This is a genomic window from Thiorhodovibrio litoralis (assembly GCF_033954455.1).
Taxonomy (GTDB): domain Bacteria; phylum Pseudomonadota; class Gammaproteobacteria; order Chromatiales; family Chromatiaceae; genus Thiorhodovibrio; species Thiorhodovibrio litoralis.
Window position 1 is genome coordinate 2,258,916 of the sequence record NZ_CP121473.1, and the last position, 19,125, is coordinate 2,278,040.

Genomic DNA, 19,125 nt, shown 5'->3' on the forward strand with positions numbered 1-19,125 from the left:
CATGATGGACCGTTACACCAACCCCTGGCGGGCGAACTACGAGGCCATCGCCGTCGCCGTCTGGCTGCTGCTGGCGGCCTTTTCCTTTGCTAGCGCGCCGCATTGGCGGTTGCATACCCCAGCCTTTCATGCCTTCTCCCTTGGCGCAATCGTCATGGCGCTGACCTGGCTGCCCGGGGCGCTCAGAATGCGCACGGCGCGCCGGGCGCTCAATGGCCGACCGTTGGCCTTTGTCACCGCCGAGGAACTGGCCAAGACCATGCACCGGGTCAAAGGCCAGCTGTGGTTGGGCAAAGGCTTCGAGTGGGAGCGTGACCAGGCCCAACTCGCGCATGACTTATTGCGGGTCGGTCCCTCGCGCCTGGCCGAGGTGTCCCTCACCGCCATCGGCGCGCACTGGCTGCATGGCTTGGCGCCCCGGGAGAAAGACCTGGCGGTTCCCCTGTCCACCATGGAAGGGCATTTGCTGGTTGTTGGCACCACCGGCGCCGGCAAGACGCGGTTGTTCGATCTGCTCGTCACTCAGGCCGTCCTGCGCGGGGAAGCCGTGCTGATCATCGATCCCAAGGGCGACCGGGAACTACGCGACAACGCGCGCCGGGCTTGCGCCCTGGCTGGAAGACCACAATCCTTCTCCGCCTTTCATCCCGCCTATCCGGAGCACTCCTGCCGCATTGATCCGATGGCGACCTTCGGGCGCCATACCGAACTGGCCAGCCGCATCGCCGCGCTGTTGCCCTCCGAGACCGGCGCCGATCCCTTCAAAGCCTTCGGCCAGATGGCCATGAGTCATATCATCGCCGGCCTGCTGCTGGTTGCCGAACGGCCAAATCTGCTGAAACTCCGGCACTACCTCGAAGGAGGTGTGGATGCCCTCGTGGAAAGGGCCTTGGTGACCTATTGCCGCCAGGTGAATCCGCGCTTCGATGCGGCAGCGACGATCGGAAAGGCGCGCGACAGCATCGCACGAGTCCAAGCCCTCATCCGACACTACCGACAGCGTGTCGCCCCCCAGCAGCCGTCCTCCGTCATCGACGGCCTGGTCAACATGCACGAGCATGAGCGGGTGCATTTCTCCAAGATGGTCGCGAGCCTGATGCCCGTGCTGGTCATGCTGACCTCGGGCGAACTGGGACCGCTGTTGTCGCCCGACCCGGACAGCGACCGGGATTCCCGCAGTCTGATGCGCATGACGGACCTGATCAATGATCGCTCGGTCGCCTACATCGGTCTGGATTCGCTGTCCGACGGCATGGTCGGCAGCGCCATCGGATCACTCCTGATCGCTGAGCTGATATGTTTTGACCTGTCAATGTTTGGTAGTAACTATTGTTTAACCACCTCTTCTTCTTTGTCTTTTTTCGAAAACGTTGTTCTCGGGCCGGTGATGGCAAACACCTTGGCTCAGGGCACCCAGCGGCAGACTGCGACGGTGGATCATGCTGATATACGTGGATTGGGTACCACCGGACTTCACTGCGTCGCGGAGCTGGCCTTTCTCTAAGAGCAGGGATCGGCACGTGGGATGCCCATGATGGGATTCTCCCGCGCACCACCGGTATAGCCCAAACAAGGGTTCTCCACACCGGCCGCGGATGCCCTGAATCAAGGTGTCTGTTGGGTTCTCCATGGTTGAATCGATTGGGGTTGCGTCAGCGGGTTGTCAGCATTGGCTCAACATGCGGCCACTGATCAGACCGCTTGGGCGTTCACTTGAGGCATCTCCTGGCGCACGATGTCCCAGAGAAAACCGGCCAGCTCCCGGGCAATGGCCACGCACACCAGCTTGGTGTTTTTGCCGGCACCGGTGAGCGTGCGGTAGCGCCCGCACAGGCGCACCTGCGCCTTCCAGGCGATGCGTCTGGCCCCGGCTGAGGCGTTCACGGCCTTGCCTCGGAGATGCTTGGTCTGGCGTGCCGGGAAGCGATAGCTCCAGGCCGATTCGATCAACATGCGCCGGGCGTGGCTGTTGCCGGTGAGCGTAATCGCCCCTTGGCGCCGCCGTCCGCCACTGGAGTGCTCGCTGGGGACCAGTCCGAGGAAGGCCATCAGTTGGCGCGGGGAGTCGAAACGACTGATATCGCCCAGTTCAGCGAGCAGCACGATCGCGGCGAGCTTGTCGATACCGCGCAGCGCCACCAGGGAGTCAACCACGGGGGCAAGTGACCACTCCGGCAATGCGCGCATGAGCTGATCGGTGAGCTGAGCGACGCGCTCACCGGCGGCCCGCTCAGCGTCGATGTAGTTCTGTAGCACCACCTGCTGCCAAGGATCGGCCATTTTCAGTCCGGCCAGCCAGTTCTCATGCGCCGCACCCCAGCGCGTCTTGCCGGTGGGCCAGTGGTGACCGTGACGCAGCAAAAAGGCGTTGAGCTGCTGACGGGCTTTGCGTTCCTGGGCTTTAATATCATCGCGCGCGCGGCTGAGATCGCGCATGCGCTCCTGCTCTTGGTCGGGAACCCAAACCGCGGTGAGATCGCCGCTGCGCAGCAGTCGCGCGAGCTTCAGCGCATCGCGCCGGTCGGTCTTGATGCGCTCGGCGGCTTTCTTGGGAATCAGCGATGGGGCAACGACTTGGCAATCATGGCCGCTGGCGAGAAGCTGGCGATAGAGTCCATACCCGCAGGGACCGGCTTCGTAGCAGAACAACAGCACCGCTCCATCATAGGCTTCGCTCAGACGGGCGATGAGTTGCTCGATCTTCTTGGGCTTGTTAGCAATCTCGCCACGATAAATCGGCTCCTGACGTCCCGGCTCAGCCACCGCCACGGCGATGGTGTCTTTGTGCACATCCAGGCCAATATAGGCGCCGTGCTTGTGTTCCGGCTGGTTACTCCCGTGCAGCAAGGCGGATAGGGACGATGCGCTCTCGATGCGATCGGTTGCTGGGTTAAACTGCTTCATGACCTGCTCTCCTCAAGGTGGCTCTGTGTCGGTGGTTCTCCATCCTCAACATAACCTACATGCGTTGAGGATGGGCAGGTCAAAACATCATGTCTAACCTCCATGGCCGGGGATCGCTACAACTACGGGGTCAAGAATCACTCCGTTAGCGTCTTCATCGACGAGGCCGCCGAGGTGATGAATGATCCCTTTGTGCAATTACTCAACAAAGGTCGTGGCGCGGGGCTGCGGGTCACGGTCGCCACCCAGAGCTTCGCCGACTTCGCCGCGCGCACCGGCAGCCGCGACAAGGCCACCCAGGTGCTGGCGAATCTGAACAACCTCATCGCGCTCAGAGTCCTCGATGCCGAGACCCAGACCTACATCACCGACAGCCTGCCGAAGATCCGGCTCAAGACCATCATGCGCACCCAGGCGAGCAGCACCCAGTCGGACAATCCGTTGCTGTTCAGCGGCAATGCCGGGGAGCGCCTGATCGAGGAGGAGGGCGACCTGCTGCCGCCGGCGCTGCTCGGGCACTTGCCGAATCTGGAATACATCGGTCGGCTCGCTGGTGGGCGGATCATCAAGGGCCGGTTGCCGATTTTGGTCGCCGGCGGGATTGAAGACAACGCTGAGTCTGGGGCTGGCACTGAACTGATCTCCCAGCCAGCGATGAACAGTCAAGCCCATGGCCAGTGAACGCGAAGCCCGCTCGGGCTGGCTGTGGGGCATCACAGTCGCGGTCATCCTCTTCGTCATGGAATTTATCCTGCTCTCTGCACTGGTGCCGACCGAGTGGTCGAGCCGGGTTCAGAAACAGGAAGCCGAATGGATGGAGCAAACCCTCGGTGCCAGGACCGCCCAAGCGATCTTCGAGCAATCAGAAGCCTGGTCCGAACGACTGTTCATCCGCTCCGGACTGATGGCCGGGAGCTATGAGTTGCTCATACCCGATGACGTCAGCGTCGAGCGCGCTCCGGAATTGGGTAAGCTCGCCGAGAGCCCGGTCTGGCCATTGATCAAAGACCGCCTTGATGTGATCTGGCAGTCGCTGGACATCGCCGTGCAGCGCATCATTTTGCTACTCGCCTGGTGGCCCTTTCTCGCCTTTGCCCTGGTCGGGGGTATTCTGGACGGACTGCTGAGACGGCGCATTCGCCAATCCGGGTTTGACTACCCAAGCCCGCTTGCGCATCGGCTGGCCGTTGGAACACTGCTGTGGATTGGCGTGACCTTGTCGCTGGGGCTGTTGCTTCCGGTGCCGATTCCGGTGGTGGTGGTCCCCATGGTCGCCATCAGCATCGCGGCCGCGGTGGGGGCCATGGTGACGCAGACACAGAAACGTCTTTAACTATCGTCAGGCCATATGAACCATGCAAGAATCCAATCCATGCGCCTGTTTGTCGCCGCGCCACTTCCAGGATTTCTGATCGAGGATTTGCAGGTCTTGCGACGGTCCTTGCAGTCCGCGGGGCTCAAAGCGCGCTGGGTGCCGCCAGACAACATGCATTTGACGCTCAAATTCCTGGGTGAGGTCGGCTCACAACAGCTTCCCAGCCTGGGTGATACCATCCACGCGGCAGCGACCGGCATTCCTCCAATCACCCTGGTCGCCAAGGGGATCGGCGGTTTTCCGAATCTGCGCCACTGTCGCGTGCTTTGGGTCGGCCTGGATGGCGAGACCCAGCGATTGACTGCGCTCCAACAACGGTTAAGCGCGCAACTGCAATCCCTCGGGTTTCCGCGGGAGCGCCGGGCCTATCATCCGCATCTCACGTTGGCTCGGACACGAGCACCACTAGACGCTCGGCACTGGGTTGAGCCATTCGCCGACTGGACATCGCAAACCATGACGATCGATCAGCTCGCGCTCTTTGCCAGCGAGCTCAAGCCCACGGGGGCTGAGTACCGGTGCCTGCACCGCGCGACGCTGACCGGCTCAATCCACCCTCGAGGTCACCCAGGAGACTGACAAGATGCGCCTGTTCACTGCTCTCATGATCCTTGTTCTGGTTCCCGCCGCGAGCGGAGCACAGACGCAGGCCGACATCAACCAGACCGCCTGTGGCAAGTTTGAACAAGCCGACCAGACACTCAATCGCGTCTACCAGCAAATCCGCCAGCGCTATCAAGGCGACAACGATTTCCTGAATAAGCTCAAGCGCTCCCAGCGCGCCTGGATTGCCTTTCGCGATGCCGAGTTGGAGGCGCTATACCCTGACGAAAACAAACAAATCAGCTATGGCAGCATCTACCCGATGTGTGTCTGTGGCGAGAAGTCGCGACTGACCCAGAACCGCATCGAGCAGCTAAGACGCTGGTTGGAGGTTGAAGAAGGCGATGGCTGTGCTGGTAGCCGACGGCCTTGATGGGACAATTAGTAGGCATCTAGGATGGAGGAATCGGGTCACCCAGAGGCGGTAGCCGACGCAAATGCCGGGGCGATGTCATCAAATCACCGCGCAACGATCGTCCTGGCAACGCTTCTTCCAGCGGCGCTGGGCAAACCAGGCATAGCCGCGTTCCATCACGGGGATCAAGCGCAGCCCGCGCGCCAAGGCGGCCAGCAGAGACCAACCGGGGAGCGCCGACCAGAGCACGACAAAGGCTTCAGCGCCGGTGTGAATTTGTGAACCCTCAATCACATGAAACCGCGCCATGGCGGACTCGCGGGTGATGTCGAGCGACTCGCACGCGCTTGGGTCGCCATCAATGTCGATCCAGTCCAATGGCCGACGGGGCGTGAGGCGTTGATAGTGGGCGATCTCGCGTCGGCAGAGCGGACAGCCGCCATCGTAGAGGACGCGCAATGGCGAGTTGGAATTCTGCATGGATGTGTCTTGGTTGGGCATTGGCAGAACGCCGTGTCGGGTTTGAGATTCATTCAAGTTTGGGCCAACCGGGCGCGCGTCCAAGGGGAATCGTTCGGGTCTGTCTTACGCTGACGTCGCATCGGCGAGTGGCTTGCGGGCCACTAGGTCGATCAATGCCGCCTGGCCGACATGGCCGGTGCCTTCACGTAACTCACTCTGGTATTCCCCGAGCCGCAGAATCTCAAGCTCGGCGAAGGCGGCGCGCAGGAGTTCTGGCGTGTAGAGCAGCTCGGCACAGGGCGGGCCGCCACTGTGAAAGGCCAGCTGCGCCGGAGTGAAGCCATGCAGCAGGAGCAGGCCACCCGGTGCCAGGGTGCGTTGAATCCCGGCGAAGATCGCGGCTCTGAGCGCGGGCTCGGCGAATTGAATGAAAATTGCCACCACAACATCATAGCGCGCGGGCGCCCATGTCCAATCGCGCAGGTCGGCCTGATGGAAATCCACCGCCACTCCACTCGCCGCCGCGAGCTTGCGTGCCTTGGTTAGGGCCACCCCGGAGCTGTCCATGGCGGTGACCTCGAGCCCGAGCGTAGCGAGATGCACCGCATGGCGCCCCTCGCCATCGGCAACGACCAAAGCTCGCTGTCCGGGGCGCAGGCGCTCCGTCTGGGCCGCGAGAAACTGGCTCGGCTCGGTGCCGTAGAGATAGTCTTCACGGTCGAAGCGTTGGTCCCACATAGATGGTTTCCGGTGGAGGATTTCAGTTCAGGCGAGACGGTGGATTCTTGAGTCGCGAAAGGCGCATCCATGGTGCGACCGGCCGCGATTAGAACACGATTCTCAGCGCCAGATAGGGTGCGATGGTGAATACAATGGTCGCGATCTTGAACTGCGCCAGATACTGGAAGTAAGCGCGGCCCAGGTCCTGTGCATCGAGGCCGAACAACCAGTTGTGAAGGCGCGCGATGGGCTCGCGCAGACTCAGCAATGCGATCGTGGACACCAGCAGAAAGACGATATTGATGATCGCCGCCCAACCGAAAAGCGCCGTGAGTTGTTCAGTGGTCATGGTCTCTGTTCTCCAATCCGAATGCCATGTGTCATTCCTGTCAGAAGGTGGCCCATCTGTCAATTGGCCGGTTCCGGCAGGAAGGACAGGTCCATGGCATACCGATTGGGACGCTCGGGATCGATCAACACCGTCACATGGCTGCGATTGAGGTAATCGGTTGGGTCGAACCAAACGGGCTCGCTGGTAAAGACATGAACCTTGCCAGTGCGCGGGTTCTGCCATTGGGTTGTGATGCGATAGGCATGCCGACCACGGGCGCTGAACCGGCTATCCTGATGGACGTCCGTGACGGTTGTCTGCACCGGCTTGCCGGTATGGTGCAGCCGCGCTCGCCGGCGCCGACTGAGCACCAAGGGTAAGCTGAAGCCGAGTCCGATCAGCAAGAAAAGGCTACCGAGGCCACCGAGCAGGATCTCCGTAAACCACAGCTGTAGCACACTGCGAAGCGTGGCTTTGTGCGGATCATCGGGCGGATACAGCACCTCGACTGTTTCGCCCGGGCGATGACTCGGCGGGTTGCTTCCCACCGATGCGACGAACTCAATGGTCGTCCCTTGGCGATCCTGAAAACGAACCACCGGGCGGTAGGTGCTGCCCCCGCCGGAACTTGAACCGGACTGGCTGGAACGGGTCAGCTCAACCACGGTGCCGGTCGTGGACAGTGCTGTGTCGATGAATCCCGTCGTGCGGTCATAGGCGAATGCCGCGATAGCCAGCAGTACCAAGCCGATGAGCGCAAATAGGATGCTGATCGATCCGAACATTTTCATGGTGGCATCGTCCTCTGGTGCTGATGGTCTAGAAGCGAGCTTGGCGGCGGCAAGATCCCGCAGTCTGGCAGCCCAAAACCCCAGCGCCACGGCAGACCGGTGCAGGGACCCCCGCCCAAGCGCACCGAGCGGTACATCAGATCAGCGATCAGCGCATACAGCTGCTCAACCTGCTCATGCCGCAACCCATAATGCGCCTCCAGTGCGGCTGCTCGCTGCGAGACCGTCTCGATCACACACTCGCGCAGCACCTGATCCGCGCGCAACCGCGCATCAAAACTCGCCTGCGCGCTGGGCTCCTCCAGCCCACCGGCATGATAGGCCCGATCATGCGCGATGCAGCAAGACTCCCATGGCGGGTGATCATCATGGATGGCGCGAAAGGCCGGCAACCACCGCGAGAGCTGTGTCCAAAGCGCGGAGAGGCCACCACTGCAGCCGTCACTGACAAAAGGCTGCAGGTGATCCTGGCGAAACGTCTCGTGCCGTCTGAGACGCTCGTGTTGGGCCAATTCCCAGGCTTGTTCCAGCTTGGACTGGGCGGCATCCAGATCCGAATCGGCCAGCACCCCGGTCGGCCCGTTGGAGGCAAGGACCAAACAGGTCAATAACGCTGCCGCGAGACGACCGCGAGCTGTGCCTCGGCCAGTTCGCATCGCGATCATGACTGAAGCGCCGGGACCTTCAGAACAGTGGTCGATGCGACCGGCGGATCATCAGCCCGCCGAGCAGGGCGCCGGCTGGAATGGTCACCCAGCCAAACAGGAACAAGCTCCAACCGCTGAAGACCGCCGCGCCCGCGAGTGCCTGGAAAGGGTTCATCGGCGGCTCGCCCAGGGAACTGGTGGTGCCGAACCACAGATAATCCAGATTTGCGCTCACGATCATCAGGTACCAGCACAGGTAATGCGCCAGAGTGCCAGCCAGTGCGCCGGTTAGAATGCCGGCGCGGCGGCGCAAGGCTTTCCGACGCTCGATCAGCCAGTACCACAAGCCAAACCCGGTCAGAAAGGCCGCCAAGGCCGCACAAATTGGCAGCCGCTGCCAGCCCTCGCCAATGGCGGAATGCACCGCGTAACCGCCGACCACCAGACCAACGAGCGCGCACAGCAGCCCGAAACGCAGCGCGCCTCGGGTATAGGGTTCAACCGTCGTCATCACGCCTGGGGTTCCAGTGTGTCGCGCGCCTCCGGGAGGGTCGCATCCCAGCAGGCATCGAGCGCGGCGTTGACGCCCCGGCAATTCCGCACAACCTGTTCGGCCCAGTCCAGGTATTCGAGCTTGCGGGTCAGCGGCCAGTCAGCCGGCGGATCGGCGAGAAGATCGCGGAGATTGGCGATCTTGTCGGCGATCTTCAGTTGCTTGGCGGCGTCAGAGGCCAGCGCGGCATGCTCGATTTGCAGCGCCTTGCGCCGTTGTTTCGGCAGCGACTTGTCGTCCGTGACCTCCGCCACCAGTGCGCTGACCGTCGGCCCGAAGGTCTGTTCCAGCTCGGCCAGGCTGGTATCCGTGTCTTCGACCGTGTCGTGCAGTAGGGCTGCGGCAAGCAGTTCGGGGTGCGTCACCCCACCAATCGATGATAGCGTCCAGGCAACCGCCAGGGGGTGGTTGATATAGGGCGAGGCCGCCGCGTCCTTGCGCCGCTGATGGCGGTGCTTGTCTGCGGCGAAGTGCGCGGCGTGAAGGAGTAGGGCGTTCATGTCATGACTCACTCGTGATGCACTGTGTTGGCCTGAAGCACGAGACGCTGCCGCCGGAGCGTTCAAGCCGCGGGCTGAAGTCTCCACGCCATGGCTGATCGGCTTGGACAAGCAGGTCCGTTTGCACGCGGACCCTAATCCCAGGCACCCAGCATGAGGGGTGCTGATGACGCGGCTAGCCCGCCTGCAATTGCTTGCGAACAAAACCATCGGTCCCCGTGCTGGCCGTGAGGTCGTCCAGAAAGGCCCGGACAGGCTCAGACTTCCCGGTGCGCTCGGCCGTTTCGATCGCGAAGCGGCGCGCCTGCCAGACATCGGATGCCGTGAGCTCATAATACCGGCCGGCCGCCATCCAGCGCAGCGCCGCCAGAGCGGCCTGCAAGGCAAAGGTTGGGTTGGCGTCCTGATAATCCCGTGCCGCGCGCAGCAGGGTGCCGATGTCCACTGGCGAGCGTTCCGCCAGTTCGGCGGCCAGCTCCAGGAATCCCAGAGTCTTTGCAGTGGCGAACCAACGACCCGGTTCCGACGGATTGGCGGCAATCAGATCATTCAGAATCATCCGCGGGTCATTGTCGGGGTATTTCTTGATCAGCGCCCGACAGGTCGCGAGGTGAGTCGTGCCCTGATTGGCTTGCAGCGCGAAGCACGCATAGGCTTCCTCGCTTCGACCGGCATCAAGCAACAGGGCCTCGCAGGCCTGCGCGATGGCGATGGGGCTGTTGTTGAGTCCATGGGAAGCCTGGGCGTAGTCAATGGCCGCATCCGTGCGTCCCATCGCCGCCAAGGCCTGCACCCCGAAGCGCCGATATCCCCAGATCAGATAGGGCGCCGTGTCGATCAGCGCCAAGAGTTCCTCATACCGCTGCGCGGTGAGCAGGCAGCTCAGACAGGCTGGCGTCCATTTGCAATAGCCACCTGGCGACTGCCAGCTGCCCCGCACCAGCGACAGGGTTTCATCGGCGAAGCGCGACGCGCGTTCCGGGGTGCGACACAGCTCGCCCCAGCGCTCGGCGACTTCCCACAGGTAGTCCACCCCGTCATCGTCGACCGCCTGCTGCAAGCGCTCCAGCCAATGTTCGTTCTGGATGGCATCGACCGGCGCCGCCAGCACGATATCGATCAGGGCATGGACTGTTTTTCCCGCCGCTGTTCCCAAGGCACCCGATGAGGTGTCGACCTGCGCGAGCGCCGGCCACAGCTTCTCCATCAGCAGAATGGCACCGTCAGCCCCAAGCAACGGGTCCGTGCGCGCCACTTTCTTGATCTCGGTGATCGCCTGCTTAAGCCGCTCGCAGGCGAGCTTCGAGCCCTTCCAGCCGAAAGCATTGGCGCGAAAGCGCGAGCGAAATTGCCAGGGGTGCTTTGGTTTGGACATAGAACCAGGCTCCGATGCGTTGATGATGTCCTCTGTTGATCGATTGGGGACTTTGGCAATGATGGCTTGCCCGATGCCGCCCCGGAAAGAGCGCATTGCGATTCTTTGGTTGATCGCGTCGATGAGATCGAGGGAACGCGAGTGCTACACTCTCGCACAGTCTTGATCCAAGCGCGGAGGGGTTCGATGATCCGACAGACAATTGTGGTTGTATTGATGGCTATGAGTCTTGCCGGCGGCAGCGAGAGGGTTCTGGCCTTCAAATGCATGCCCATCTATGGCAACTGGTGTGGGATCGATTGGCCCCAAGCCGGCCATGTTCCGCCACCGATCGACCCCTTCGACGCGGCCTGCATGCGTCACGATCTTTGCACCGCCGGTTCTGGTTTCGATATTGCCTGCGACCGCGCCTTTGTGGGTGAATTGCATGCGCTGGCGGTGCGGCACGGCGGTCTGCCGCGTCCGCTGCAATGGGCCGAGCTTGTTATCCGCCTCAAGGCCGGTGGATCCCCGTCCGGGATGCCGGTGCCCTCGCCCTGGGATGTCATGGGTTTGGCATCCAGCCTGGCCACCCCCTGCTGGTGAGGGCCTTTGCTCTGCCGGCGGAGACCTGCCTGCCTCACCTCCGCGCACCCAGCCAATAGCAACAACCGCCCAGCAAACCGCTCACCCCCATGCCAACCAAGAGCGGCGTGGCGCTGCCGTTGTGCAACAGACTGATTAGCGAGCCGCTGAGTGCGCCCACTGCGAAGCGAACCGCACCGCCGAAGGCCGAGGCGGTGCCGGCCAGCGCGGCGAAATCTGCCATGAATCCGGCCATGGCATTGCCCATGATCAGTGCTGTCATGCCAAGATAAGCACCGGTCAAGGGCGCGATGAGCCACAGGCTTGGGTCGGGCACTTCAGTTAACCCCAGCATCAGCACGGCAACGAAGACCTGGACGCCAAGCCCAACGCGCAGCAGCCGTTCGGCGCCAAAGCGCGGAATCAGACGGGCGTTTAGGAGCGAGACCACCAGCGCCGCCGCCACATTGGCACCGAACAAGGGGCCGAAGATCTGTGGCGAGATGCCATGCAGCTCGATATAGACGAAGGGTCTCGCCATCCACAAACGCCATCAGCCCCGCGAAGCTGGCCGAGACCGTGCCCAGATAAGCCAGCGCTCGCCGGTGGCCAAGAATGCGCCCATAGTGGCGCAATTGGGCGCCTAGACGTGGCTGCCGCCGTTGCGCTGGAAGGGTTTCAGGAATAACCCGGGTGAATAGCAACGCCGTGGCCAGAGTAATAACAAGGAGGGTTGCGAACACCCAGTGCCAGGAGCCCAGCAAGAGCACCAGCCCGCCGAGACTCGGTGCGATCAGTGGTGCCAGTCCCATGACCAACATCACCAGGGTCATCACCCGAGCATAGTCATCATCCGCGAAGCGGTCTCGAACCAAGGCCGGAATCGTCACGGCAATGGCGGCGCCGCCAATGGCTTGCAGACAGCGCCAGAGCAGCAGCAAGCTGATCGACGGGGCCAGTGCGCAGCCCAGCGCGCCGAGGGCGAAGACCAGCAAACCTCCGCCGATCAGCGGTCGGCGCCCGTGCACATCCGATAACGGCCCAAAGAATAACTGTGCGCTGGCGAAGCACCCAAGATACAGCGTCACACTCAACTGCGCCAGACGGATATCGCTGTCCAGATCGCGCGCAAGCGTCGGCAAGCTCGGCAGGTAAAGATCGATCGCGAAGGGCGTCAGCGCCGCCAGCGTTCGTCATCTCTGCTCTCGCAGTAAAGTTACCCCAGGAACGATGGCTGCTGCGACTTCCTCGCGCTTGACCGGGTATCGGCAAGGACTGATGGGTATTATTGTCGGTGTTGGTCGAATGAACCGGCCCGGCCATTATCACAGAGCGCGCGCTGGCATTGCGCCGCACCCACGGATGATTGGCTGGCTGCGAGGCTGATGGACTCAGGATTAGCTCGAAACCCACCTGGACCGGCCGGCTCTCGCTGAGACTACCTGCTGGTTTCAATGCCGTTCGCATAACTCGCGCAGCGGCTCATGGCTGCTCTCAATCATTCCACCGCCGGTGAGGGCTGTGGGGCCTCTTAGCCAAGTGGCGATATCCGTGATCACGCGCGCGCCTTGAAGATCACGCGTGAGCATGTGCCAGCCATCGGCATAGAGCTGAAGCTGGATGGCCGGTGCATCGCGCGGGACAGCATCGATGAAGCGGCAGAAGGCGCGCGGGGGGATGATGCTGTCGCGCTTTCCGTAGAGGATCAGCGTGGGCGGTTGTCGATCGCGATGCCGCTGCGCGTCGGGCCAGGCGACCGCCTGATCCATCAGATTGGTGATCCCCCAGAGCGCCTCGACCCGTGTCGCCTTGATCACCAGTGGGTCTTTTCCCTTTGCCCTGAGCATGGGTAGATTGTCGGACGGCGTGATCGCGATGCCCTCGCCGGTGAGCCTGAGTCCGGGGACGGTGTTAGCGGCGAGCGCGAGCGCCGCGCGCTGATACCAAGGCATGCTCGCGCGTGACCACACGGCAGGCGCGATCAGAACCAGTCCGTCGATATCCAGTGGCGCCTCGGCATCTGCGCTGAGCGCGACGGCCGCCCCCATGCTTTCGCCAATGAGGATCAGCCGCGCTTGGGGATAGCGGGCGCGCAGCAACCGGATCAGCGTGCGCAAGTCCGCCGTGAGTTGTTCACAGGAATGCCAGCGTCCACGCGCTCTGGTGCGGCCGAAGCCACGCTGGTCGAAGGCGTAGGTCGTGATCCCGTGCTCGGCAAGGTGCGCGCCAAGCGGTTGGAAGGACTGGCTGTAGTCGTTGAAACCATGCAGCCCGAGCACGATAATGCCAGGCTGTTCGGTGTTTCCCCAGCGCCGAAAGGGCAGGGCATAGCCATCGCGCATTCGCGCCTCGAACGGTAGCAGGCGCGGTTCGATGCACCTCTCCGGGTTTGTGATGGAAGAGCAGGCCACCGGCGCGAGCGTCTGGGTGCCGCACGCGCTGAGCATGAGGCTGAGCAATAGCGCGATTTGGATGCCAAGGCTGGCGCGTATCCGCCGCGCTGACATCCGACCTGCCGGGCCGGCCAACCATGCTTCGGGCAGGGCTTCGCGGCCGGCAAAGAGGATCGCTCTGAAACAGGCGCTCGGCGTCGTTATGCCATCGGGGCGCGCGCGGCGGCGGACCATCGGCTGCTCGTGCCCGTTAGGATCGCCTTCGAATACCCACGGCGGGAAAAAACCCCGATTGCCCCCGTCATCAAGAACCGACACCCTCAGCGTCGATGAGGACCTCGAACATCTCGATCCTGCCCTCACCGCTGAAGGCCTCTTTTGGCATCGGGTTGCTGTGGGCGACTTTGAAATCCTCCGAGCCCACCCATGCCTCGAACGCCTGGCGATCATGCCAGGTGGTTTGCACCAGGTAGGGCGTGTCGGGCGTCTGGGGTTTGAGCACCTGCATGCGGATAAAACCCGGTTGTTTGTCGATCTGACCCGCGCGGTGGCGAAACCGGTCCTCGAACATCTCGGCGAAGTCCTCGACGACAGCGACGCGATTGATCACGATGAACATGGGTTAAGCTCCTGTTGGCTGTTGAAAGGCCGGGTAGGGTGGTTCCGTGGCGATGCGCGTATCGACCAGGGCCTTGCCGACGGTGAATTGATACAACACCTGGAAGCCGCGATCGTGCAGGCCGAGCAACTCATGCAGGGCGTCGTCGAAGAAACAGCCGATGCCAGTGCCCTGACGATCACAGGCCTCGGCGCCGAGGTAGAACACCTGGCCGATGAGCCCAGCTTCCATCATCAGTCGACGATAGCCCCGGGAACCTGCCGCCAGCCCCTGCTCGAAGTCACCCAGCATGGCCACGCAGAAGACACCGTCCGCGGCGATGTCCTGGTGGCAGGCGCATCGGGCGGCCAGCTGACGGGTATCAGCGCGCAATAAACACATCAGCGGCAGGCGCTCAGGAGCATCCGTGACGGCTTCCCAGAGGAAGTTGTCGCGCATGGCACCTCGCAGGCGTGGTGCAACCGCAGGATCGCGGGGCAGGGCATACAAGCCGCTTGACAGCCCCTCGACCCGGTGCACGAACAGGATGAGATGCACCTGGGTCGGCGCAGGGCGACCACCCCAGGGTGGTAAAGATGGGCGAGGCACGCAGTGATCGAGGATGGAGAAGAAATCCTCGCGCGACAGCGGCGTCACGCCATCGAAGGCCTGGGCACTGCGGCGGCGCTGGATGATCGTTACACCCGAATCCGCACAACGGAATGGAAGCGGCGCCGGTTGCGCGTTGGCAACACCATCCTCTGGCCGCGTCGACGCTTGCTCTGTCGCACGGATGGCTTCATCGATCAGCGGCCAGTGGTGGCTGTGGTGGGCCGAGAGTTGGTTGGCCTTGCCTAACCACGGGCGCTCTGCCAAGGCCGCAGACAGCCCTGACGGACAGCCTGCCAGACAGCCGAGTGGGATCGACGCCGAGCGTTCCGTGGGTATGACCAGGCAGAGCAATTCAGGATATTCCGGCTCCTCGGGAATGAACTCGTCCGCGCGGTCCAGGCCAAGCAGACAGGCCACATCCTGATCGGCCCATTGATCCAGCACCCGGACCTGCCAGCCGCATAAACGGGCCGCGTAGCGCAGGGCTGCAAGCGCATGTCCCAGATCCAACAGACAATAGCGCCACGCCCGTTCGCCGTATTTCCACGCCTCGCGCCAGGGAATCGAGGACAATCCAAGCAGGAAGCTCCCCGCTGGCGTTTCATTGAACAGGGTGTGCGACACTTCCGTGGAATCGCTGCGCCGTTGCTCCAAGCGATGATCCTGCGGGCGATAGTGATAGAGACCGGCGGGAATCCCGGGGATGTCAGGCATTACCAGGTAGGCTTCGCTCGGATGCAGGTTGCCGCTCGATGGATTGCAGCGCAGGGCCCAGCGCGATGGGCCGTAGCGTTTCCAGGCGGAGATAGCCAGCGAGCAGGACAGAAAGATCCCAAGGGCATCAATGCTCAGCGGCATGGCCGCTGGGTTTACCCCGCCCGCGAGTGCGGCGAAGGGTATTGCGGGGGCCTGGTCGGCGAGTGGCAATGCGATTTGCGGACAGTCACCGTAATCGCGAAAAGCCTCAGGCTGGGTGGCCCAATCCAGCCCCCCGGGGCCGGCTGCGAAACCGTGCAAGTGATGTTTGGTTCGCTCGTGGTATTCCGCTGCATGCATGGTGTCAGCCGCCATGCACATTACCACGGCCGTTGCTTAAACCCTTTTGGGAACCGATCTCGATCCAATACGGCTCGGCCCCGCAAGAGCCGCAACCGTCCCAGACAGCGACGCTCTCATGCATGCTTTGCGCACTCGCATGTGGGACAGGTGTCATCTTTGGCGGCTCGGACCCTGAGTTGTTCTCACGGTCGACCAAGGCCGGATCTGGGGAGGCAGAGCGCTTCATGTGGGGCATTGATCTCGTTCGATGACGCGACTTGCTAGGGCTTGGCCGGGCAGCGCCTCTGACCGAGCAGCATGCACAAGCCAAGCGTTGAGACGCCGACCGCGAGGAATACCCAGCCTAATCCGGAGGCGGCCAGCAGCTTGAACAGGACCCCAAATGCAACCAGCGCCAGCGATAGCACCAAAACAGGTCCGCCACAACAGCGGCGAGAAAAAAGCGTGTTTGCGGGTGTCATCGTACAATCCTCCACGTCTGAATCGACTTGCGAAGTGCATCGCATTGTCGAAGCGTCTTGTGACTCTCGACGTGCGGCATCGACTAGAAGCTTTCAAGTTCATTGAGAGCAGCGTTCGACAGGAATGGTGACCCTGCGTCGGGGCCAAGGATGAGGAAAGCTACCCGGCGGTGCTTACAAACCTCAGCGGTCATCGGGTCATCAACGCCGGGGTCTCCGGTGAGGAGAGCGATGCCGGCCTGGAACGCCTGCCGGCATTGCTCAGCACCTGGCAGCCGGATCTTGTCATCCTGGGCCATGGAGGCAATGATTTTCTGCGCCAACGCGACACCGCCAAGACCCAGGCCAATCTGGCTGACATGATCATCCTGGCGCGCGAGCAAGGCGGGGCGGTGGTGTTGCTGGGCATCCCGAGGCCGGGTTTGCTGGTGCGGGTGCATCCGCTTTTGATGAACTCGCCAATGAGTTGGACGTCCCGCTGCAGGCCGATGCCATTCCTAAGGAACGGTTCAAGAACTAGCGATACAACTTTGCCTTCTGAAGTTAGGCACGTTGCGCTTTGCCCAACCTGCCTGTCTCGGTAATTTTTGAACCGTTACTAAGATTCTCGCCGACAAGGATCTGAAGTCCGACCAGATTCACCCCAACGCCCAAGGCTACCGCCAGTTGGTTGAGGCGATTCAGCGCCTGCTGCAGGAAACCGAGGCGCTGACTGCGCCCCGATTGAGGCTGACAATTTCACCCGTGCAAGCTTCGGAGGATAACGCCCCCTTGATGGACCGCACGCATCCGATTCAGCAGCGTTCCTGTCTGCCACTGGATCAAACTCGCGACAGTTCCGAACGATAGGCCAGCACCTTGCCGCCGGGGCGGTCGCCGCCCAGCTCTGGATCTTCAATGATCTCCAGCGGCTGCTTGCCGAACAGGGCCTCGAAACCTGCGTGCAACGTCGGCCGGTCGATGCGAGTCGCCAGGCCCGGGCGGATCCTTAGGCGCAGGGAGCCGTCGGGCCGTTGCAGCAGTTCGTGCTGAACCCATGCCTGAGTGCGGAGCACGTAGGCGATGTCTAGGGGATGCACCGGCGCGCCGCTCAAGGCGCGGAACAGCACAGGCTGGCGCGCGTGCAGATCGAGCAGGCGCGGCGCCGGATCATCTGGGTTGCCTGCGGGCTCGAGCCGGGCGTAATCACCGGTGCGGTAGCGCAACAGCGGCAGGTAGGGATTGCGACCGCCACTGACGGTAATCTCGCCGAGTTCACCCGGGGGCGCCGGGTCGCCGTCCGGGTCGAGCACCTCCAGGTAGAGATCCGGCGGCAACTGGCTGAAGCCGTCGCCGCCGAGGCCGTCATCAGCGGGCCCGGCATAGGCGATGGGGCCGGTCTCGGTGGTGGAGTAGAAATCGATGACCGGGCAGCCGTAGCGCGCATGCAGCTCCTGCTTGAGCTTTTCGGACAGGCGGGTGGCGGTAGAGACGAAGGCTTTGGGCTGATAATCGATAGCCCAGTCGGCATAGACTGCGAAAGCCACCGGATCGCCGGTCAGGAAATCGGGCTGGACCTCGGCAAAGAAGCGGCTTGCCTGGTCGCGGGTCCAGCTCGCCTCGTGCAGGTTGATCTTGGCGAACCCTGCGTTATTCCAGGCGGCAAAGACAGTGGCGAAGGTGACGGTGCGCGCCTCGGCACCGACATTAACGCAGGCGACGTGCTGGGCATCGAACTGGGGCCGTACGCCATGCCGGGCCAGGGCGAACTCTAGCAGCGGGTGGTTCAGCGCCACCGCCGCCGGATGATTGGGCACGTCGAGGGCATGGCCGGTGCTGGTGCCGTTGGTCTCGTAGACGATCAGTCGCGAAAGCTCGGCATCCTGAGGCACCAGATGCTCGATGCGGCTGGCGATGTCCTCGCGGCAGGTCGTCGGGATATGCACCCAATCGCGGCGCAGGTCAAAGCCCGCCGGCAGGCGCTCGCGCCACAGCGGCACCTGAGGCCGCAGCCGCTCGATCCAGGTCAGCAGCCAGTCGGGCGGACCGGGCTGCCAGCGCGGCCGATCCCGCGCAATCCGTTGGCGATAGGCGTGCAGTGCCGGCAAGTCCTCGGCCTGCAGGCGATCGCCGACCTGGTAGTTCCAGTGCGGTGCCTGTGGGTGCTCGTGCAGACAGCGAAACATCTGCCAGCCGGCGGCGTCGAGCAGTGGGTTGCGTACCTGGCGGGCGGCGAATTCGGCGTCCATGGCTACCACTCCCGGTTGGCCTTGGCGGTGGCCTCACGAGCCTGCCGCGCTTGCATTTGTTTCTTCAGCTTGCGCACCCGCTCCGCTTCCAGGCGGGCGCGGGTATCGCGCAGGACCCGCTCGCGTTCGACACTGTCGAGCGCGCTAAGGCGGTCGGCGGCCTGGTGTTCGGACTCCCCGGCCGGGCGCAGGTCGAGCTGGGACAGCACCCGCCGCACCAGCTCCTCGCGCCGCTCCGGGTCGCTGACGAAGCGCCCGGCATCGATCAGCCCGGCCAACTCGTCCAGCCCCGACTGGAGTAAGGTCGCGATAGGGGCCGCCAGTTCGGACGGCTGCCGAAAGCACTCAGCATGCAGCAGCCAGCAGCAGATCGCGACCAGGCGGGCGCGGTTGCGCTCACCCTTGTCCTTTGGGGTATAGGCGGCGGCTTGTGTTGGTGTCAGCAGGTCGCCGCCGAGCGAGAGCAGCAGGTCGGTGACCAGAGCGGCGACCTCAAGCTGGCCGCGCCGGCCGATGCGCGGCTCAGCCAGGAACACCGTCGGGGTCTCTGCCAGCCTTCGCGTCAAACCGTCCAGCAGGGGGGCTTTCATCCTA

At 62.9% G+C, this 19,125-nt stretch carries 22 protein-coding genes and 1 pseudogene; 7 read left to right on the forward strand and 16 right to left on the reverse strand.

Going from position 1 to position 19,125, the window contains the following annotated elements:
• The first annotated feature begins 1 nt into the window (after position 1).
• Positions 2–1,504 carry a helicase HerA domain-containing protein gene (locus Thiosp_RS10035; RefSeq protein WP_323697024.1) on the forward strand — a complete coding sequence of 501 codons (1,503 nt, stop codon included), beginning with the start codon at positions 2–4 and terminating at the stop codon, positions 1,502–1,504.
• 188 nt (positions 1,505–1,692) lie between these two features.
• On the opposite strand, the gene Thiosp_RS10040 is transcribed toward Thiosp_RS10035, so the two are convergent.
• Complete coding sequence (locus tag Thiosp_RS10040; protein WP_323696718.1) at positions 1,693–2,904, reverse strand: IS110 family RNA-guided transposase; 1,212 nt, start codon at positions 2,902–2,904, stop codon at positions 1,693–1,695.
• A 102-nt stretch (positions 2,905–3,006) separates the two neighbouring features.
• Here Thiosp_RS10040 and Thiosp_RS10045 point away from each other — a divergent pair, with 102 nt between their 5' ends.
• Genes Thiosp_RS10045 through Thiosp_RS10060 form a run of 4 tightly spaced genes read left to right on the forward strand, consistent with a single transcriptional unit; the run spans position 3,007 to position 5,255 of the window.
• Entirely contained in the window at positions 3,007–3,585 is a 579-nt protein-coding gene (locus Thiosp_RS10045) for a TraM recognition domain-containing protein (protein WP_430738951.1), read from the forward strand.
• A complete protein-coding gene (locus tag Thiosp_RS10050; protein WP_201067656.1) occupies positions 3,575–4,237 on the forward strand; it encodes a DUF4400 domain-containing protein in 663 nt (220 codons plus the stop codon). The genes Thiosp_RS10045 and Thiosp_RS10050 overlap by 11 nt, the downstream gene beginning before the upstream one ends.
• 39 nt (positions 4,238–4,276) lie before the next feature.
• Complete coding sequence (gene thpR, locus Thiosp_RS10055; RefSeq protein WP_201067655.1) at positions 4,277–4,858, forward strand: RNA 2',3'-cyclic phosphodiesterase; 582 nt, start codon at positions 4,277–4,279, stop codon at positions 4,856–4,858.
• Between the two features lie 4 nt (positions 4,859–4,862).
• Complete coding sequence (locus tag Thiosp_RS10060) at positions 4,863–5,255, forward strand: lysozyme inhibitor LprI family protein (RefSeq protein ID WP_201067654.1); 393 nt, start codon at positions 4,863–4,865, stop codon at positions 5,253–5,255.
• 81 nt (positions 5,256–5,336) lie between these two features.
• Here the strand turns inward: Thiosp_RS10060 and Thiosp_RS10065 are convergent, their stop codons facing one another.
• From Thiosp_RS10065 to Thiosp_RS10100, 8 genes are all read right to left on the reverse strand, one after another.
• Complete coding sequence (locus tag Thiosp_RS10065; protein ID WP_201067653.1) at positions 5,337–5,738, reverse strand: thiol-disulfide oxidoreductase DCC family protein; 402 nt, start codon at positions 5,736–5,738, stop codon at positions 5,337–5,339.
• Between the two features lie 84 nt (positions 5,739–5,822).
• A complete protein-coding gene (locus Thiosp_RS10070; protein ID WP_201069260.1) occupies positions 5,823–6,437 on the reverse strand; it encodes an SAM-dependent methyltransferase in 615 nt (204 codons plus the stop codon).
• An 88-nt stretch (positions 6,438–6,525) separates the two neighbouring features.
• On the reverse strand, positions 6,526–6,768 hold the full coding sequence (locus Thiosp_RS10075) for a DUF6868 family protein (RefSeq protein ID WP_201069261.1): 243 nt from the start codon (positions 6,766–6,768) through the stop codon (positions 6,526–6,528).
• Positions 6,769–6,827: 59 nt separating this feature from the next.
• A complete protein-coding gene (locus Thiosp_RS10080) occupies positions 6,828–7,541 on the reverse strand; it encodes a DUF3592 domain-containing protein (protein WP_201069262.1) in 714 nt (237 codons plus the stop codon).
• Entirely contained in the window at positions 7,538–8,149 is a 612-nt protein-coding gene (locus tag Thiosp_RS10085) for a hypothetical protein (RefSeq protein WP_242519044.1), read from the reverse strand. The genes Thiosp_RS10080 and Thiosp_RS10085 overlap by 4 nt, the downstream gene beginning before the upstream one ends.
• A 76-nt stretch (positions 8,150–8,225) precedes the next feature.
• Positions 8,226–8,699, reverse strand: coding sequence for a hypothetical protein (locus Thiosp_RS10090; protein ID WP_201069264.1), 474 nt, complete (start codon positions 8,697–8,699; stop codon positions 8,226–8,228).
• Positions 8,699–9,241, reverse strand: a complete 543-nt coding sequence (locus Thiosp_RS10095) for an HD domain-containing protein (RefSeq protein ID WP_201069265.1) — start codon at positions 9,239–9,241, stop codon at positions 8,699–8,701. The genes Thiosp_RS10090 and Thiosp_RS10095 overlap by 1 nt, the downstream gene beginning before the upstream one ends.
• A 175-nt stretch (positions 9,242–9,416) precedes the next feature.
• On the reverse strand, positions 9,417–10,616 hold the full coding sequence (locus tag Thiosp_RS10100) for a hypothetical protein (protein WP_201069266.1): 1,200 nt from the start codon (positions 10,614–10,616) through the stop codon (positions 9,417–9,419).
• 186 nt (positions 10,617–10,802) lie between these two features.
• On the opposite strand from Thiosp_RS10100, the gene Thiosp_RS10105 reads away from it, so the two are divergent.
• A complete protein-coding gene (locus Thiosp_RS10105; RefSeq protein ID WP_201069267.1) occupies positions 10,803–11,201 on the forward strand; it encodes a hypothetical protein in 399 nt (132 codons plus the stop codon).
• A 34-nt stretch (positions 11,202–11,235) separates the two neighbouring features.
• Here the strand turns inward: Thiosp_RS10105 and Thiosp_RS10110 are convergent, their stop codons facing one another.
• The 5 genes and pseudogenes from Thiosp_RS10110 to Thiosp_RS10130 form a co-directional block, all read right to left on the reverse strand.
• A complete protein-coding gene (locus tag Thiosp_RS10110) occupies positions 11,236–11,721 on the reverse strand; it encodes a hypothetical protein (protein WP_242519049.1) in 486 nt (161 codons plus the stop codon).
• Positions 11,722–11,776: 55 nt separating this feature from the next.
• Positions 11,777–12,322: pseudogene (locus Thiosp_RS10115) on the reverse strand (MFS transporter); the annotation flags it as partial.
• A gap of 309 nt (positions 12,323–12,631) precedes the next feature.
• Positions 12,632–13,807 (reverse strand): alpha/beta hydrolase, encoded by a 1,176-nt coding sequence (locus tag Thiosp_RS10120; protein WP_323697025.1) that lies wholly within the window; start codon positions 13,805–13,807, stop codon positions 12,632–12,634.
• A gap of 70 nt (positions 13,808–13,877) precedes the next feature.
• A complete protein-coding gene (locus tag Thiosp_RS10125) occupies positions 13,878–14,192 on the reverse strand; it encodes an antibiotic biosynthesis monooxygenase family protein (protein ID WP_201069268.1) in 315 nt (104 codons plus the stop codon).
• Positions 14,193–14,195: 3 nt separating this feature from the next.
• The gene (locus Thiosp_RS10130; RefSeq protein WP_201069269.1) at positions 14,196–15,854 is read right to left on the reverse strand and encodes a SagB/ThcOx family dehydrogenase; all 1,659 of its coding nucleotides are present in this window, start codon (positions 15,852–15,854) and stop codon (positions 14,196–14,198) included.
• A 619-nt stretch (positions 15,855–16,473) separates the two neighbouring features.
• Here Thiosp_RS10130 and Thiosp_RS10135 point away from each other — a divergent pair.
• Complete coding sequence (locus Thiosp_RS10135) at positions 16,474–16,887, forward strand: GDSL-type esterase/lipase family protein (RefSeq protein ID WP_323697026.1); 414 nt, start codon at positions 16,474–16,476, stop codon at positions 16,885–16,887.
• A 237-nt stretch (positions 16,888–17,124) separates the two neighbouring features.
• Here Thiosp_RS10135 and Thiosp_RS10140 read toward each other — a convergent pair whose 3' ends face one another.
• Both Thiosp_RS10140 and Thiosp_RS10145 read right to left on the reverse strand, forming a co-directional pair.
• Positions 17,125–18,531, reverse strand: a complete 1,407-nt coding sequence (locus Thiosp_RS10140) for an AMP-binding protein (protein ID WP_201069270.1) — start codon at positions 18,529–18,531, stop codon at positions 17,125–17,127.
• A 2-nt stretch (positions 18,532–18,533) separates the two neighbouring features.
• Positions 18,534–19,121: a hypothetical protein gene (locus Thiosp_RS10145; RefSeq protein ID WP_323697027.1), complete on the reverse strand. Its 588-nt coding sequence runs from the start codon at positions 19,119–19,121 to the stop codon at positions 18,534–18,536.
• Positions 19,122–19,125 lie beyond the last annotated feature (4 nt).